Raw genomic sequence first — 16,654 nt, forward strand, 5'->3', positions numbered from 1 at the left:
GGGCAGAAGTGGAAGGTGGCTCGACTCCCGCTGTCCCCGGTACGGACGTACTGCGTGGAGCGGCCCTCGGTGCGCACCTGGTCACGGGGGAACCGCGCCTGGACGCCGTACGTACTCCCCGTCCGTCATCGGCGCCTACGGCGGACCCCTGGGCCGCTGGCAGTAGGCGAGCGCTCGGCACCGAGCCGCCCGGCATGCGCCCAGGAGGGCCCCACGCTCGCTGCTCCCACGCGGGAGCACGCCACGGGCCCGGACACACCCTACGTTTCCCTCGTGCATCTCAGCGAGGTTCAAATCCACCCGACGCCGCTGGAACGCTTCGAGCCGCTCATCGGCCCCGAGCGGGCGGCGAAGTTGTATGCCGCGGCGGAGCTGGCCCGGCGGGTGCTCGCGGGACGTGTCGTCTTCATCGTGAACTCGACGGCCATGGGCGGCGGCGTGGCGGAGATGCTCCAGCCCCTGCTCGCCTACTCGCGGGGCGCGGGCATTGACGTGCGCTGGCTCGTCATCCAGGGCAACGAGGAGTTCTTCCGCATCACCAAGCGGGTGCACAACCACTTCCACGGGGACGCCGGGGATGGCGGTCCACTCGGGGCGAGCGAGCGAGCCACCTACGAGGCCGTCCTGCGCGACAACGCGCTGGAGTTCGCGGCGCTCCTCTCTCCCCGGGACGTCGTGCTGCTGCATGATCCGCAGACGGCGGGGTTGATTCCCTTGTTGCGGCGCTCGGGGGCGGTCGTGGTCTGGCGGAGCCACGTCGGCACGGAACTGTGGAACGACTACGTCCGGTCCGCCTGGAGCTTCATCCGGCCGTATATCGAGGAGGCCGAGGCCGTCATCCTCACCCGCTCCGCATACGCGCCGGACTGGCTGCGCCGCTACGTCGTCATCCCGCCGTCCATTGATCCGTTCTCGGTGAAGAACGCGCCCATGGACGAGCGCACGGTGCGCTCCATCCTCTACCGCGTGGGCATCCTGCGCGGCCGGCCGGAGGTGCCCGCGGTCTTCTCCCACCGGGACGGCACGCCGGGCCGCATCGACCATTGCGCGGATCTCCTGCGTGCCGGACCCCCGCCCTCCGCCGACGTCCCGCTCATCGTGCAGGTGTCGCGGTGGGATCGGCTCAAGGACATGGTGGGCGTCATGCACGGCTTCGCGCGACGTGCCGCCGCGCTCGGGAATGCCCACCTCGCGCTCGTGGGCCCCAATGTGAGCGGCGTCTCCGATGATCCCGAGGGCGCCCTGGTGCTCGACGAGTGCACCGCGGCCTGGCGCGCGCTCCCCCATGCCATCCGGCAGCGCATCCAGCTCGTGTGTCTGCCCATGCTCGACCGCGACGAGAACGCGGCCATCGTCAACGCGCTCCAGCGGCACGCGGCCGTCGTGGTGCAGAAGAGCCTCGCCGAGGGCTTCGGCCTCACCGTCGCCGAGGCCATGTGGAAGTCCCGTCCCGTCATCGGCAGCGCCGTCGGAGGCATCGAGGAGCAGCTCGTGGAGGGCGAGAGCGGGCTGCTGATCGCTCCGCCCACGGATCTGGACGGCTTCGGCGCGGCGCTGGAGCGGTTGATCTCGGATCGCGCCTTCGCCGAGCGGCTGGGACAGAACGCCCATCAGCGCGTGCTCGAGTTCTTCCTCGGGAGCCGGCACCTCATCCAGTACGGGGAGCTGTTCGCCCGGCTGGAGCATCCGCTCGTGGCCCCGGAGTCCGCCGCGGCGCCCTGAGCGGGTACGGGCCCGCCCGTGTTAGACACTCCGCATGAGCCAGGTGCCTGACGCAGAGCCCACTCGTCCTCCATCCGCTCCGGTCTCCCAACGTGCTCATCCATGGCGCGTGCTCATCGTCGATGACGACGAGGCCAGCCGGAAGACGGCGGCGGCCCTGCTGTCGCCCGGGGGCTACGAGGTGGTCTTCGCCAGCAATGGCCAGGAGGCCCTGGCCGCCACGCACGAGTCCGGTGTGGACCTGGTGCTGCTGGACGTGATGATGCCGGGCCTGGATGGCCTCGAGGTCTGTCGGCGGATTCGCGAGCACTCGCGCGAGGACTACATCCCCATCATCCTCCTCACGGCGCTGGATGGGCGGCGCGAGGTCGTCCTCGGGCTCGAGGCCGGTGCCGATGACTTCCTCTCCAAGCCGGTGCACGGGGCGGAGCTGCGCGCCCGCGTGGCCAATCTCCTCAAGGTGCGCTCCTACCACCAGCTGGTCACCACGCAGCGCGACAGCGCCCTGGCCACCGTGGGCGAGCTGCGCCAGCAGATCCTCCAGGCCGACCGGCTGGCGACGCTCGGCACCTTCGCCGCCGGCGTCAGCCACGAGCTGAACAACATCGCCCAGGTCCTCACTGTCGCCGTCGCCGAGCTGCCCGTGGAGCCGGCGGACCCGGAGGGTATGGACACGCGCGACATGCTGGCCATGGCGACCCAGCACGTCACCGAGCTGGCGCGCACCATCCTCCGCATGGCCCGCCCCCAGGAGGACACCACGCTCCAGGCCGATGTGGGACGGACGCTCGGCGAGGTGCGCGACATGCTGCGCCTCACCGGCCGCGCCCGGCACGTGCGCCTGTCGCTCGAGCTGCCCGCGGCTCCCTGTCTCATCCACGCCAACCCCGTGCATGCGCAGCAGGTGTTCCTCAACCTGCTCGCCAACGCCGCGGATGCCCTGTCCGGGACGGCCCGGCCGGAGATAAAGGCTGGCGTGCGCCACGCTCCCGGAGGGCGCGTCGATGCCTGGGTCGAGGACAATGGCCCCGGCATGAGCGAGGAGGTGCTCGCCCGCGTCTTCGAGCCCTTCTTCACCACCAAGCCCGCCGGACAGGGCACGGGGCTGGGGTTGCCCGTCGTCAAACAGCTCGTCGAGTCGTGGGGCGGACGCCTCCAGCTCCACAGCCGGCAGGGGCAAGGCACCCGCGTCGTGGTGGAAGTCCCGGCGGCCTCCGCGCCCGCCACCTCCTCGTCTTCCGTTTCGGGGCCCACTCCGTGAATCCTCCTCCCATCGCCTCCTCGTCACCGGCCCTGATGCTCGTCACCGACGCCGCCGGGCGCGTCCTCACCACCTGCGGCAGGCAGGAGCGGCTGTCCGGCACGGGCCTCCTCGAGAGGCAGGGGCTCACGCTGGCCGAGCTCTTCGGAGAAGACGCCTCGCGTCAGCTGCTGGCCGGACAATCCGAGGCCCTCCGCCTCACCCGGGGCGCACCCACGGCCGAGGGCGATGAGCCCACCGTGTGGCACCTGCGCAGCCAGCCGCTGGTGGGTGGGGGCGTGCTCGTCAGCGTCTGGATGCAGGGGGCGACGTCCCAGGGGGTGCCGGCCGCCTGGGAGCGCCGCATCACCCCCCGGTTGCTCAACCCGAGCGAGGATCTCCTCGGCCAGAAGCGCGCCTTCATGCTGGCCATCCTCGACGCGGACCCCACCCTCGTCTACGTGAGGGACCGGCAGCGCCGCTTCGTCTTCGTCAACAAGGCGTTGGCGGATGCGTACGGCACCACGCCCACGGAGCTCGTGCTCCAGCGTCCCGACGAGGTGCACTCCCAGGGGCAGGAGACCGAGGTCTTCGACGAGGTGGACCAGCGCGTGTTCGCCACCGGGGCCGAGGTCCGGCTGCAGGAGCGCTTCACCAAACCGGATGGCACCGTCGGCTGGTACGACACGATCAAGCGGCCCCTCCCGGCTCCCAACGGGGAGCTGTTCGTGCTCGGCATCACGGTGGACATCACCGAGCGGGTGCGCATGGAGCAGCTCCTGCACGAGACCAACCAGCGCCTGGAGCTGGCGGTGAAGGCGGGCAACCTGGGCCTGTGGGATTGGACCGTCGGTACGGACCGCGTCTACTACTCGTCCGTCTGGAAGGCACAGCTCGGCTACGAGGACCACGAGCTGCCCAACACCTTCGCCACCTGGAAGGACGGCATGCATCCGGAGGACGTGGAGGCCTCGCTCCGGACGGTGCAGCAGCACCTGGAGGATGCGTCGCGCGGCGACCGGTTCGTGAACGAGTTCCGCATACGGACCAAGAACGGCTCCTGGCGGTGGATGGCCGGTTATGGCCTGGTGGTGCGGGACGAGCGGGGCCGGGGGGTGCGCGTCACCGGCTGCCACCTGGACATCACCGAGCGCAGGCAGCGCGAGCAGGAGGCGGAGCTGCGGCGGGCCAACGAGCGGCTGGTGCAGGTGGCGCGGATGAAGGACGAGTTCCTCGCCAACATGAGCCACGAGCTGCGCACCCCGCTCAACGCGGTGCTGGGTCAGGCCGAGGCCATGGCCGAGGGCATCTTCGGGCCGCTCACCGAGCAGCAGCGCGGCTCGCTACAGACGATCGACGAGAGTGGCCGCCACCTGCTCTCGCTCATCAACGACGTGCTGGACATCGCCAAGAGCAACGCGGGCCACCTGGAGCTGGAGCTCGAGCAGGTGCCCGTGGAGGAGGTGTGCCAGGAGAGCCTGCGGCTGGTGCGCGAGCAGGCGCGGCGCAAGAAGATCTCCGTGGCGTACTCGAGTGACGGCGAGGTGCAGCACCTGCACGCGGACCGGCGGCGGTTGAGGCAGATCCTCCTCAACCTGCTGAGCAACGCGATGAAGTTCACCCGGGAGGGAGGGCGCATCGGGCTGGAGGTGACGTCGCGGGAGGGTGGGGACGCGGTGGCCTTCACCGTCTGGGACACGGGGGCCGGCATCGCCCGGGAGGACGTGAAGCGCATTTTCGATCCCTTCGTCCAGCTCGACGCGGGGCTGGCGCGCCAGCACGAGGGCTCGGGCCTGGGACTGGCGCTGGTGCGCCGCTTCGTGGACCTGCACCACGGCATGCTGGAGGTGGACAGCGAGCTGGGACGTGGCAGCCGCTTCACCGTGGTGCTGCCCGCGGGAGCGCCCGACGCCGAGCTGCCGGTGCACGACGCCCTCCCGAGCGCCGAGCCCCTTGCGCCGGAGGTGCCCTCGGACTTCGCCGCCCGGCGCACGGTGGTGATCGCCGACGACAGCGAGGCCAACACCCGCCACCTGCACGGCTACCTGGTGGCGCACGGCTACGTGGTGCGCATCGCCCGGGACGGCCTGGAGGCGGTGCGGCTGTGCCGCGAGCTGCGGCCCGCCATGGTGCTGATGGACATCCAGATGCCCCGGCTCGACGGCCTGGAGGCCATCCGCACCTTGAGGGCGGACCGCGTCACCGCCTCCATTCCCATCATCGCGCTCACCGCGCTGGCCATGCCCGGAGACCGCGAGCGGTGCCTGGAGGCGGGCGCCAACGAGTACCTCAGCAAGCCGGTGCGGCTGCGGCAGATGCTGGAGGTGATGCGGCGCTTCGAGGCGCGGGCCTGACGCTCAGGGCTTCGCGCACAGCTCCTGCACCTTCCAGCGGTGCAGGACGAGGTGGCTGTCCACGCCGACGATGTTGTCCTCGTCGATGGGGTGCCAGTGGTCCTCGCCGGAGAGCTGCTCGCTGGCGAGCACGAACTGCTCCAGCTGCGTGCCCGGCGTGGGAGGGCCCCCGTGCAGGTGGTGCGGGCGCTTGCCCGTCTCGGGCGCCGTGTCCGACAGGAAGAGCGTGCGGTTGCGCCGCGTGGCCACCATCACGTCCCCGTTCGTCACGAGGAAGTTCATGGACGAGCGCTCCTGCCCCGGCACGTCGGTGAGGTGGGACACCAGTCCCATCGTCTCCGCCAGCGCGCACGCCACCTTCTCCACGCACGCGGGCCCCTCGAGCGACTGCAGGTGCGCCAGCCGTGTGAGGAAGAGGTAGAAGCAGCGCTCCGAGTCCGTGGCGCCCCGGATGTTCGCCCGCAGGTCCGGCCGGATGAGGGCCTCCACCTCGTGCTGGTGCTGGGTGAAGTTCTTCACCGTGCCGTTGTGCACGAAGCACCAGCGGCCGTGGTGGAAGGGGTGGGCGTTGCGCTTCTCCACCTTGCCCACCGAGGCCAGGCGCAGGTGCGCCACCACCGTGCGAGAGGACACACGGCTGCTCACCCGCTCGAAGTCGGGATCGCAATACGCGGGGCCGAGCCCGTGCGCGACGAGGGGTTGCTCACCCGTTTCGTAGGTGGCGATGCCCCAGCCATCCTTGTGCTCCCTCGACTGGCGGAGCAGCGAGTTCTTCTCCGTGACGAGGGATGGGTGAACGGCAGCGGGAACAGCGGATCGAAAGCCGAAGAGACGGCACATGGTCTTCTGTCTGATTATAACGGCCGGCCCCGGCGGGAAGTCCCGCCCCGCCACTCCTGTCTGCCTGTCATCAGGGACAGAGGGCCCGCTCGTGCTCTACCACCACGTGGCCATCTTTAATGACAATCCGCGCGTGATTGATTCCCAGGTGATAGGGAAGGTGGCGGTAGTTTGAGCACGAAAAGATGACAAGGTTGGCTGGATCGCCCACGGTGATCCGCCCGTAGGTGCTCAAACCAAGCGCCAGGGCGGCGCCCCGGGTGGTGGCCCAGTAGGCCTCGGCGGCCGTCAGCCCGTTCTCCAGGCAGGCGAGCCCCATGGCGAGGGGGAGGTTCTCGCTCATGGCGGAGCCGGGGTTGAGGTTGGTGCCCAGGGCCACGTTGACGCCGGCGTCGCGCAGCTTGCGCCCGGGGGCATAGGGCTTCACGCGCAGGAAGAGGGTGGAGGTGGGGACGAGCACGGCGGTGACGCCCGCGTCGGCCAGGGCGCGGATGCCCGCGTCGCTGATGTTCTCCAGGTGGTCCGCGGTGGCGGCGCCCAGCTCGGCCGCCAGCTCGGCGCCTCCGTTGGCGGTGAGCTGGTCCACGTGCAGCCGCGGCTTGAGGCCCGCCTTCTGGCCGGCGGTGAGGATCCGCCGCGCCTCGGCGTGGCTGAAGGCGCTCTGCTCGACGAAGACGTCGCAGAAGCGCGCCAGTCCCTGCTCGGCCACGGCGGGGATGATCTCCTTGATGCAGAGATCCATATAGGCCTCGCGCCACTCGCGGTACTCCTCGGGCACGGCGTGGGCGCACATGAGCGTGGGGATGAGCTCCAGGGGCTGGAGGGCGGAGAGCCGCTGCACCACCCGGAGCATCTTCAGCTCGTCCTGGAGCGACAGGCCGTAGCCGCTCTTCACCTCGGCGGTGGCGATGCCGTACTCGAGCATCGCCTGCAGTCGGGGCAGGGCGAGCCGGATGAGATCCTCCTCGCCGGCGAAGCGCGTGTTGCGCACGGTGTTGGCGATGCCGCCGCCGGCCTGGGCGATCTGCAGGTAGGTGGCACCCTGGCAGCGCAGGTCGAACTCGGCGGCGCGCTCACCCGCGAAGACGGCGTGGGTGTGCGGGTCCACGAAGGCGGGGCCCACGAACTGGCCGTGGGCGTCGAGCACGCGGGTGGAGGGGCCCACCGCTCCCGGCGGCAGCGCGCCCTCGGGGCCCACGTACCAGACCTTCCCGCGGCGCACGCCGACGCAGGCATTGGGACGAGGCGTGAGGGCCTTCTCGGCGGGCTCCTGGGGGGAGCCCTCGAGGGTGAGCACCTCGGACGTGTTGCGGATGAGCAGCTCCAGGGTTTCCATGCGTCACTCGGTGATGCCGGGGATGCGCACGCCGCGGGTCTTCGCGACCTCGATGGCCTCGGGGTAGCCGGCGTCGGCATGGCGCAGCACGCCCATGCCCGGGTCGGAGGTGAGCACGCGCTCGATGCGGCGCGCGGCCTCGGGGGTGCCGTCGGCCACGATCACCTGGCCCGAGTGCAGCGAGTAGCCCATGCCCACGCCGCCGCCATGGTGGAAGGACACCCAGGAGGCGCCGTTCACCGCGTTGACGAGCGCGTTGAGGATGGGCCAGTCCGCCACCGCGTCCGAGCCATCGCGCATGGACTCCGTCTCCCGGTTGGGCGAGGCCACCGAGCCGCAGTCGAGATGGTCTCTCCCGATGACGATGGGGGCCTTCACCTCGCCCTTGCGGACCATCTCGTTGAAGCGCAGGCCGGCCTTGGCGCGCTCGCCGTAGCCCAGCCAGCAGATGCGCGCGGGCAGGCCCTGGAAGGCCACGCGCTCGCGGGCCATCTTGATCCACCGGTGCAGCGACTCCTTGTGGGGGAAGAGCTCCAGCACCGCCTCGTCCGTGCGGCGGATGTCCTCGGGGTCGCCGGAGAGGGCCACCCAGCGGAAGGGCCCGAGCCCCTCGCAGAACATGGGGCGGATGTAGGCCGGGACGAAGCCGGGGAAGTCGAAGGCGTTCTCGAGGCCCGCGAGCTGCGCCTGGGCGCGGATGTTGTTGCCGTAGTCGAAGACGTGGCTGCCGGCGCGGGCGAAGTCGAGCATCGCCTCCACCTGCATGGACATGGACTGGCGGGCCTTCTCCACGTAGCCCTTGGGATCGCGCTGGCGCAGCTCGGCGGCGGCCTCGAGCGACATGTCCACGGGGATGTAGCCGTTGAGCGGATCATGCGCGCTCGTCTGGTCGGTGACGAGGTCCGGCTTGATGCCGCGGCGGTACAGCTCGCGGAACACCTGGGCCGCGTTGCCGATGATGCCGATGGAGCGGCCCACGCGCTTGGCCTGGGCTTCCTTCGCGAGGGCGATGGCCTCGTCGAGGTCCTTGGCGACGACGTCGAGGTAGCGCGTCTCCACGCGGCGGCGGGCGCGGGTGGGGTCGATCTCCACGCCGAGGAAGACGGCGTTGTTCATGGTGGCGGCGAGGGGCTGGGCGCCGCCCATGCCGCCGAGGCCGCCGGAGAGGACGAGCCGGCCGGAGAGGTCATCGGAGCCGAAGTGGACACGGCCGGCCTGGGCGAAGGTCTCGAAGGTGCCCTGGAGGATGCCCTGGGTGCCGATGTAGATCCACGAGCCGGCGGTCATCTGGCCGTACATCATGAGACCCTTCTTCTCGAGCTCGAAGAAGTGGTCCCAGGTGGCCCAGCGGCCGACGAGGTTGGAGTTGGCGATGAGGACGCGGGGGGCATCCGGGTGGGTGCGCAGGACGCCCACGGGCTTGCCGGACTGGACGAGGAGGGTCTCCTCATCGGTGAGGCGGCGGAGGCTGTCGACGATGCGATCGAAGGACGGCCAGTCGCGAGCGGCCTTGCCGATGCCGCCGTAGACGACCAGGTCCTCGGGGCGCTCGGCCACGTCCGGATCCAGGTTGTTCATCAACATCCGGAGGGCGGCTTCCTGGACCCAGCCCTTGCAGGACAGGGTGGTTCCACGGGGGGCACGAATGGTGCGGGACATGTGTCTCCTCGGGGGGTACTCGAGCGGCGCGGACACTAACCGAAAGCGGGTGGGGGAGGGGTGTCCGAGTTGGTGGCTTCCCACTACAGGACTTCCCCGCAGGTGACGCGGGACGTCCGGGCCGTTCCGTGCTACCACGCGCCGCGCCATGAGCCGCATCTACCGTTCGCTTCCCCCCGCTGGTACCCGGATTGGTCTCGCCTTCTCGGGTGGTCTCGATACCCGCGCCGCCGTCGCGTGGATGTCCCGCAAGGGCCTCGAGGTGTACGCCTACACCGCGGACCTCGCCCAGCCCGACGAGAAGAACCCCGCCGACATCCCTCCCGTCGCGATGCAGCACGGCGCGAAGCAGGCCCGGCTCGTGGACTGCCGCGAGGCCATGGTGCGCGAGGGACTCGTCGCCATCCAGTGCGGCGCCTTCCACCTCTCCGTGGGCGGCAAGAAGTACTTCAACACCACGCCCCTGGGCCGCGCCGTCACCACCACCGCCATCGTCCAGGCCATGCGCGAGGACGGCGTCAACGTCTTCGGCGACGGCAGCACCCACAAGGGCAACGACATCCAGCGCTTCTACCGGTACGGCATCCTCGTCAACCCGGAGCTGCGCATCTACAAGCCCTGGTTGGACCCGGCGTTCGTCAACGCCTTCGGCGGCCGCAAGGAGATGAGCGAGTACCTCGTCTCCATCGGCATGCCCTACAAGATGGGCACCGAGAAGGCCTACTCCACCGACGCCAACGTGCTCGGCGCCACGCACGAGGCCAAGGACCTGGAGCACCTCGACAAGGGCATGAACATCGTGGAGCCCATCATGGGCCTGGCCCACTGGCGCCCCGAGGTGGACATCCGCCCCGAGCGCGTCACCGTGGAGTTCGCCCAGGGCCTGCCCGTGTCCCTCAACGGCAAGCGCTTCCCCTCGCTCTTCGAGCTCTTCCTCGAGTGCAACCGCATCGGCGGGCGCCACGGCCTGGGCATGAGCGATCAGCTCGAGAACCGCGTCATCGAGGCCAAGAGCCGCGGCATCTACGAGGCCCCCGGCATGGCGCTGCTGCACCTCGTCTACGAGCGCCTGCTCTCCGCCATCCACAACGAGTCCACCACGGACCTCTACTTCACCCTGGGCCGCCGCCTGGGCCGCTTCCTCTACGAGGGCAAGTGGTTCGATCCCGAGGCGCTCATGCTCAAGGACGGGCTCTCCCGGTGGGTGGCCCCCAGCATCACCGGCAGCGTCACCGTGGAGCTGCGCCGCGGCGATGACTACACGCTGCTCGACACCCAGGCCCAGCACATGGCCTACGATCCGGACAAGCTCTCCATGGAGAAGGTCGCCAGCGCCTTCACCCCCGAGGACCGCATCGGCGCCCTGGAGATGCAGAACCTCGCCGTGGGCGACAACCGCGCCCTCCTCCTCCACCACCTCTCCAGCATCCGCCAGCTCTCCGGCGGCACCGGCACCGGCATCGCCCAGTTGCTCGGCGACGGGGACGAGGAGTAAGGCTTTCCATTAATTCCCGGTTTGCGTGAATATGGGAGTCCCCAGCCGGGGAAGGGTCCCCGGCGCTCAGGAGACTCCCCCATGCGAACCGGACGGTTGTTGCTGCTCTCCACGCTGACGCTCGCCTCGTGCGGCCCCCTCGTCGAGGAGGAGGCCGTGCTGGGTACGCGCCAGGATGCGGTCATCACCGATGCGGACGCGGACGGTATCGACGATGGGCTGGAGGATCAGCTCGCGGCGAAGTTCGCGCCCGAGGTGCGGCTGGCTCCGGACTCCATCGACTGGACGCGGCCGGCCAACGTGGACTGGTACCTGGCGCGGGTGACGATGCGCTTCGACCATTCGGGTTGCCCGGACTGCCAGGTGCTCGCGCTCGCCGCGCCCACGCAGGCCAACCTCTCCGCGCAGTCCCACGCGACGAAGGGCACGTTCTGCACGCACACGAGCACCGTCTATAACTCGAGCGCGTCGCACAAGGAGTTCTTCCTCCAGCCGCCGGACGACACCGTGCACAACGGCTCGGCGTCCTCGGGGTGGAAGGTGTACGTGCACTCGAAGAAGAGCACGCTCGTCTCGGGCGGCTACGACCTCCAGTACTGGTTCTTCTACGCGTACAACGACTCGTACGCGTCGGTGAACCACGAGGCGGACTGGGAGCACATCACCGTCACCACCGACTCGGCCGGCAACTTCTATTCGGCCTGGTACGCGGCGCACAGCGGCGGCACGCGCTACAGCGCCTCGCAGCTCAAGTGGAACGGGACACACCCCATCGTCTACTCGGCGGATGGCTCGCACGCGAGCTACCCCACCGCGGGCACGTACCCCACCGAGGTGTCGGGCTTCGATGACCACTCCTACGACGGCGGCCCGGTGTGGCAGACGTGGAACAACTGGGTGAACGTGGGCGAGAAGGCCGCGCCGCGCAACGGCCAGACGTTCATCAAGTACGGCGGCCGCTGGGGCGAGGTGGGCAGCCTCGATGACACCAGCGGTCCCCAGGGCCCGTCCTTCCAGGGCTCCTGGACCACCTACTGACGCCGCTGTGTGGCAAGGGGCTTCACGGCCGGGCACCTTCGCCCGGCCGTGCTAAGCCAGGTGGGGAAAGTCCTGTCAGGGTGCTCTCGGCACAAAGAACGAGGCACCTTCCGGTCGCGCTTCGTCCCGACTGGTACGACCATCGGACCAGTTGCGGGAAAACGCGCCCGGAGCCTCCCCCCTGACAGGACCTACCCCATCTGGCTTAGCGCAGCCGCTTCCCCGCGAAGGCGCGCCCTTCTATCCTCGGCGCACCGGTTTCAGCGGGAGGAGATGCGAGCCATGAATCGAGTGAAGAGTGCCTCGTGGTGGTGTGCGGCGGTGATGGGCGGGTTGCTGCTGGCGCTGCCCGCGGCGGCCGCGCCGAAACAGAAGGACCCGGAGCAGTGCAGGCACGAGTGCCTGCGGAAGGCCACCGCGGCGGTGGACTCGTGCTCCCAGGCGTGCCCCCGGGGACAGGATGCGGCGGCCTCGGCCAGGTGCATGACGACGTGCGGGGAGAAGTACCGCGCGGCCGAGGCGTCCTGCGCCTCCAGTTGCCCTATCCCCAAGGCGCCGCCGCCGCAGGAGCCGCCGCCGCAGGAGCCGCCGCCTCAGCAGAAGAAGTAGCCTCGCCCGGCGGAGGCGTGAGTCAACCGCTCACGCCTCTCGCGAGAAGGCGGCGTACACCGAGGCGAAGCCCGTCGCCGCGAGGCCCCCCAGGAAGAGCAGCGGGCCGAGCATCAGCCCGCCGTGCACGAGCGTCCACACGAGGCCGAGCACCACCACCCCGATGGGCGTGAAGCGCACCCAGTCCGGCCGGGGCACCTCGGGGCGCAGCGCCATCAGTCCGAGCATCCCCAGCAGCAGCAGCTCCAGCGCCACGGAGAACGACTGGTCCCAGCCCTTGTCGTAGGACTCGTCGAACCAGCTGTAGACGACGTCGTCCGACGGGCGCGGCACATCCACCACGTGCAGCTCCGGCGGCCCCTGGGGCACCGGACCCGCCGGCCCCGTGCTGCCCTTCGGGGCCTGTCCCGGCAACCAGGTGAGGAACAGCGCCGTCAGGCACAGCGCCACGCCCACGAGCGCCACCGGGCCCATGCCCCGCAGCAGCCGGCGCGGCTCGAAGAAGCGGCTCCACCCGTCCTCTCCCGCGAACACCTTGCGGTACTGGTCGGTGCCCAGCAGCACCGCGCCTCCCAGCCACAACATGGGCGTGAAGCCCAGGCCGAGCATCCGGATCGCCAGCCCCGCCACCACCACCGTGTAGAGCGCCGGCACCAGGGGGCGCAGCAGGGACTCGGGCACCCAATCCACCAGCGGGTGCCGCTGTCCGGCCGCGCGCACCTCCCGCGCCGTCACCAGCCACCCGCCCGCGAACGTCACCAGCGCCCAGAAGGGCCCCACTCCCTGGAAGAGCAGCGAGAGCACCAGCGCCATCGCCAGCAGCCCCACGCCCACCACGCTCGGCGAGTGCCCCGGCACCTTCGCCAGCCACACCGGTCCGTCGTAGCGCACCTCGGGCCGGCCGGGATCCGTGTACTCGTCCGCGTCCTCCGCCCGCACCGCGCGCAGGCCGGGATCCGTGTCCTCGGCCGCGTCGGAGGCGGGAAGGGCTCGCACCGTCCCCGTGCTCCGCGCCCGCCCCGAGGTCTGGATGGCGGCCCGGGTGCCCGTCCGGCGGATGGAGCCAGGCGGCGGGGGCGGCGGCATCTTCGCCCCACAGTTCTCGCAGTAGCGCAGGGCGTGCTCCCGCGCGATCTCTCCGCACTCCTTGCACTGCATGGGCGACGGCCTCCAGCTCCCGGGCTCTCGGGCTTCCCGGCTCTTGCCGCACCCGAGTCTAGGGCCAACCCGGGGTCCGTGCACCCCCACCCCGTCCACTTCCCGGTGGGAGAGGGGCCGTGGGGGGGTACCCCGGGGTTACTGCTGCTTCGCCGTGGGGGCGGGGGCGGGGGCGCTCGAGGCCAGGTCCTTCATCCAGTCCGCCATCGTCTGCGGATCGATCGGGCCCACGTGCTTGCCCCGGATCGTCCCCTGCGCGTCGATGAAGTACGTCTCCGGCACTCCCGCCACCCCGTAGTCCACCGCCACCCGCGAGCGCGGATCCACCAGCTGCGGGAAGCTCGCCCCCATCTGCGACAGGAACTGCCGGGCGTTGTCCTCGGTGTCCTCGAAGACGACCCCCAGGAACTGCGCCTGGTTGCCGAACTCCCGCGAGCCCCACTCCAGCACCGGGTGCTCCATCTTGCAGGGCCCGCACCAGGACGCCCAGAAGTTCATCACCACCGGCCGGCCCTTGAACTGCTCCAGGCTCACCTTCATCCCGCTGTCGAGCGCCCTCAACGCGAAGGGCGGTGCCGGCTCGCCCTTGAGCATGAAGGGCACCGCGTGCGGATCGCTCCCGAAGCCCTTGTAGAGCACCGCCAGCAGGCCCATGCACAGCACCACGAAGCTCAGCGTGACGCGCCACTTCATGCCGCACCCCGATTCATCTCGTCACCCGCCGAGGGAGGTGCTCCCGCCTCCGGCGTCTTGGCGTCGGCCACCGCACGCGAGCGCCGCGCCGGCCACAGGGCGATCAGCGTCCCCAGCACCAGCACGGGGATGCTCCACCAGATCCACCCCACCAGCGGGAAGACCCAGGCGTTGAAGCTCGCCGTGCCGCGCTCCTGCGAGAAGGCCATCAGCGACAGGTACAGGTCCTCCTTCGCCGTGGTGCGCACCGCCGGCGTGCCGATGGGGTCCGTCATGCGCTCGTAGTAGTTCATCCGGGGCGCGAGCTCGCTGACGCTGCCGTTGGGCGCCGTCACCTCCACCCGCGTGGCCACGTAGGTGCGGTGCGGCTCCTGGCCGCTGGCCAGTCCCAGGAACTTCACCTGGTACTCGCCCACCTTGAGCGACTCGCCCTGGCGCACCGTGCCCGAGGTGTGCGTCACGTACGCATGCGAGGCCCCCACCGCCACGAAGATCATCACGATCCCCAGGTGCACGATGTAGCCGCCGAAGCGCCGACGCGCCTTGGTGGCGCTGCCCACGAGCGCCGTGACGAAGCCCTCCTTGCGCTCGCTCATGCGCACCTTCACCGGCAGCGCCAGCTCGCGCAGGGTGATGACGGTGACGAAGCCCGCCAGCCCGAACGTCAGCAGCGGGTAGAAGCCGCGCAGGCCGCCCACGAGGCACGCGGCGACCACGGCCACGCCCACCGCCGCCGGAATCCAGAAGCGCTCGCGCACCGTCTTCGCATCCGAGCTGCCCCAGGGCAGCATCGGGCCCACGCCCATGAGGAACAGCACCATGATGCCGCCGGGCACCGCCATCTTGTTGAAGTACGGCTCGCCCACGCTCACCCGGACGCCGCGCACGGCCTCGGAGATGAGCGGGTAGAGCGTGCCCAGCAGCACCGTGAAGGTGATGGCCACGAAGACCAGGTTGTTCACCAGGATGGTGGTCTCGCGCGAGAGCGCCGACTTGATGCTGCTCTCGGCCACCAGCAGGTGCCCGCGCGTGGCCAGCAGCGCGATGGAGACGAACAGCAGGATGGCGATGAACACCAGGAACGTGGGGCCGATGTCCGACTGCGTGAAGCTGTGCACCGAGTTGAAGATGCCGCTGCGGGTCATGAACGTGCCCAGCACCGTGAGCACGAAGCTGCCCAGCACCAGGCTCAGCGTCCACAGCTTCAGCATCTTCTTGCGCTCGTGCACCAGCGTGGAGTGCATGAACGCGGTGGAGGTCAGCCACGGCAGGAACGACGCGTTCTCCACCGGGTCCCACGCCCAGTAACCGCCCCAGCCGAGCACCGCGTACGCCCACCACGAGCCGAGCACGATGCCGATGGAGAGGAACAGCCACGCCACCAGCGTCCAGCGCCGCAGCGGGGCCATCCACGCATCGCCCATCTCCCCGCGCAGCAGCGCGGCCACGGCGATGCCGAAGGGCACCGTCATGCCCACGTAGCCCAGGTACAGCATGGGCGGGTGGATGATCATCAGGTAGTGGTTCTGCAGCAGCGCGTTGGGGCCCGGCCCGTCCATGGGCACCGGAGACATCGTGTGGAACGGGTTGGCCGGCCCGGCGATGAGGAAGCTGAAGAAGACGCCCACCGCGAGCATGGTGCCGAGCGCCAGGGACATGTAGCGCTTGTGCTCGTTGCGGTGCACCAGCGCGAACGCGAACACGTACGTGCCCATGATGAGGCCCCAGAAGAGGATGGAGCCCTCGAGCGCGCTCCACAGCGAGACGATCTTGAAGACCGTCGGCGTGGCGCGGCTGCCCACCTGCGCCACGTACTGGACGCTGAAGTCGTTGGTGAGGAGCGCGAACTCCATCACCAGGTTGGCGCCGAGCATGCAGGCGAAGAAGCCGAACACACAGCCCATCACCCACCGGAAGGCCGAGTCGTTGCGGCGCATCCCGCCCACCAGGCCCACCAACGCCCCGAAGCTCGCGAAGGCGAGCCCGCCGAGCACCATCCCGTATCCGAGCGTCGCGTTCACTGGCCCTTCCCCGCCGAGGCCGTGGTGGCCTCCGCCTTCTGCATCTCCTCGAACATCTTCTTCACGTCGTCATCCGTCTTGGGCGCGCGGTACTCGTTGGAGTGGTTCACCATCAGTCGGCTGCCCTGGAACACGTGCGTGGAGTCGAAGGTGCCTTCCACCACCACGCCGATGCGCTCGCGGAACATCTGCGGGGGCACTTCCGTGGTGCGCACCAGCACGGTGGCCGCGCCGGGCTTCTCGTCGTCCATGACGCGGAAGTTCAGCGTGGTGTGCTGCTCGTTCCACTGCACGCTGCCGGGCTGCACCTGGCCGCCCAGGCGGATGGTGGGGCCGTAAGCCTTCTCGCCCTGGCCCAGCATCTCCGAGGGCCGCCAGTAATAGACGAGGTTCTCACCGATGTTGCCGAAGGCCACCAGGGCCAGGCCCGCTCCGGCCACCAGCAGGGCCGCCACGGCGATGAGACGGTTGCGCGTCTGCTGCGTCATG

Annotated in this window: 13 protein-coding genes and 1 pseudogene; 6 read left to right on the forward strand and 8 right to left on the reverse strand. The window is 70.0% G+C overall.

The window, feature by feature from the left end:
* A pseudogene (locus ACJ8AN_RS16580) lies at positions 1–113 on the reverse strand (aldehyde-activating protein); the annotation flags it as partial.
* A 160-nt stretch (positions 114–273) separates the two neighbouring features.
* Here ACJ8AN_RS16580 and ACJ8AN_RS16585 point away from each other — a divergent pair.
* The 3 genes from ACJ8AN_RS16585 to ACJ8AN_RS16595 all read left to right on the forward strand — a co-directional run bounded on the left by ACJ8AN_RS16585 (position 274) and on the right by ACJ8AN_RS16595 (position 5,316).
* Positions 274–1,722 carry a glycosyltransferase gene (locus ACJ8AN_RS16585; protein ID WP_407756338.1) on the forward strand — a complete coding sequence of 483 codons (1,449 nt, stop codon included), beginning with the start codon at positions 274–276 and terminating at the stop codon, positions 1,720–1,722.
* 109 nt (positions 1,723–1,831) lie between these two features.
* Entirely contained in the window at positions 1,832–2,983 is a 1,152-nt protein-coding gene (locus ACJ8AN_RS16590; RefSeq protein WP_407756339.1) for a sensor histidine kinase, read from the forward strand.
* On the forward strand, positions 2,980–5,316 hold the full coding sequence (locus tag ACJ8AN_RS16595) for an ATP-binding protein (protein WP_407756340.1): 2,337 nt from the start codon (positions 2,980–2,982) through the stop codon (positions 5,314–5,316). The genes ACJ8AN_RS16590 and ACJ8AN_RS16595 overlap by 4 nt, the downstream gene beginning before the upstream one ends.
* Before the next feature lie 3 nt (positions 5,317–5,319).
* On the opposite strand, the gene ACJ8AN_RS16600 is transcribed toward ACJ8AN_RS16595, so the two are convergent.
* The 3 genes from ACJ8AN_RS16600 to hutU all read right to left on the reverse strand — a co-directional run bounded on the left by ACJ8AN_RS16600 (position 5,320) and on the right by hutU (position 9,151).
* Positions 5,320–6,156 carry a class II glutamine amidotransferase gene (locus tag ACJ8AN_RS16600; RefSeq protein WP_407756341.1) on the reverse strand — a complete coding sequence of 279 codons (837 nt, stop codon included), beginning with the start codon at positions 6,154–6,156 and terminating at the stop codon, positions 5,320–5,322.
* 70 nt (positions 6,157–6,226) lie between these two features.
* On the reverse strand, positions 6,227–7,492 hold the full coding sequence (gene hutI, locus ACJ8AN_RS16605) for an imidazolonepropionase (protein WP_407756342.1): 1,266 nt from the start codon (positions 7,490–7,492) through the stop codon (positions 6,227–6,229).
* Between the two features lie 3 nt (positions 7,493–7,495).
* Positions 7,496–9,151, reverse strand: a complete 1,656-nt coding sequence (gene hutU, locus ACJ8AN_RS16610) for a urocanate hydratase (RefSeq protein WP_407756343.1) — start codon at positions 9,149–9,151, stop codon at positions 7,496–7,498.
* 148 nt (positions 9,152–9,299) lie between these two features.
* Here hutU and argG point away from each other — a divergent pair, with 148 nt between their 5' ends.
* The 3 genes from argG to ACJ8AN_RS16625 all read left to right on the forward strand — a co-directional run bounded on the left by argG (position 9,300) and on the right by ACJ8AN_RS16625 (position 12,293).
* Positions 9,300–10,646 carry an argininosuccinate synthase gene (argG, locus tag ACJ8AN_RS16615; RefSeq protein ID WP_407756344.1) on the forward strand — a complete coding sequence of 449 codons (1,347 nt, stop codon included), beginning with the start codon at positions 9,300–9,302 and terminating at the stop codon, positions 10,644–10,646.
* Positions 10,647–10,727: 81 nt separating this feature from the next.
* Positions 10,728–11,684: a Vps62-related protein gene (locus ACJ8AN_RS16620; RefSeq protein ID WP_407756345.1), complete on the forward strand. Its 957-nt coding sequence runs from the start codon at positions 10,728–10,730 to the stop codon at positions 11,682–11,684.
* Positions 11,685–11,966: 282 nt separating this feature from the next.
* The gene (locus ACJ8AN_RS16625; RefSeq protein WP_407756346.1) at positions 11,967–12,293 is read left to right on the forward strand and encodes a hypothetical protein; all 327 of its coding nucleotides are present in this window, start codon (positions 11,967–11,969) and stop codon (positions 12,291–12,293) included.
* A gap of 30 nt (positions 12,294–12,323) precedes the next feature.
* Here the strand turns inward: ACJ8AN_RS16625 and ACJ8AN_RS16630 are convergent, their stop codons facing one another.
* The 4 genes from ACJ8AN_RS16630 to ACJ8AN_RS16645 form a co-directional block, all read right to left on the reverse strand.
* Positions 12,324–13,451, reverse strand: a complete 1,128-nt coding sequence (locus tag ACJ8AN_RS16630; protein WP_407756347.1) for a hypothetical protein — start codon at positions 13,449–13,451, stop codon at positions 12,324–12,326.
* A gap of 138 nt (positions 13,452–13,589) precedes the next feature.
* Complete coding sequence (locus ACJ8AN_RS16635) at positions 13,590–14,144, reverse strand: TlpA family protein disulfide reductase (protein WP_407756348.1); 555 nt, start codon at positions 14,142–14,144, stop codon at positions 13,590–13,592.
* The gene (locus tag ACJ8AN_RS16640; RefSeq protein WP_407756349.1) at positions 14,141–16,165 is read right to left on the reverse strand and encodes a heme lyase CcmF/NrfE family subunit; all 2,025 of its coding nucleotides are present in this window, start codon (positions 16,163–16,165) and stop codon (positions 14,141–14,143) included. Before ACJ8AN_RS16640 ends, ACJ8AN_RS16635 begins: the two co-directional genes overlap by 4 nt.
* On the reverse strand, positions 16,162–16,653 hold the full coding sequence (locus tag ACJ8AN_RS16645) for a cytochrome c maturation protein CcmE (protein ID WP_407756350.1): 492 nt from the start codon (positions 16,651–16,653) through the stop codon (positions 16,162–16,164). Before ACJ8AN_RS16645 ends, ACJ8AN_RS16640 begins: the two co-directional genes overlap by 4 nt.
* Position 16,654 lies beyond the last annotated feature (1 nt).

The organism is Archangium sp. (assembly GCF_045802675.1).
GTDB lineage: Bacteria > Myxococcota > Myxococcia > Myxococcales > Myxococcaceae > Archangium.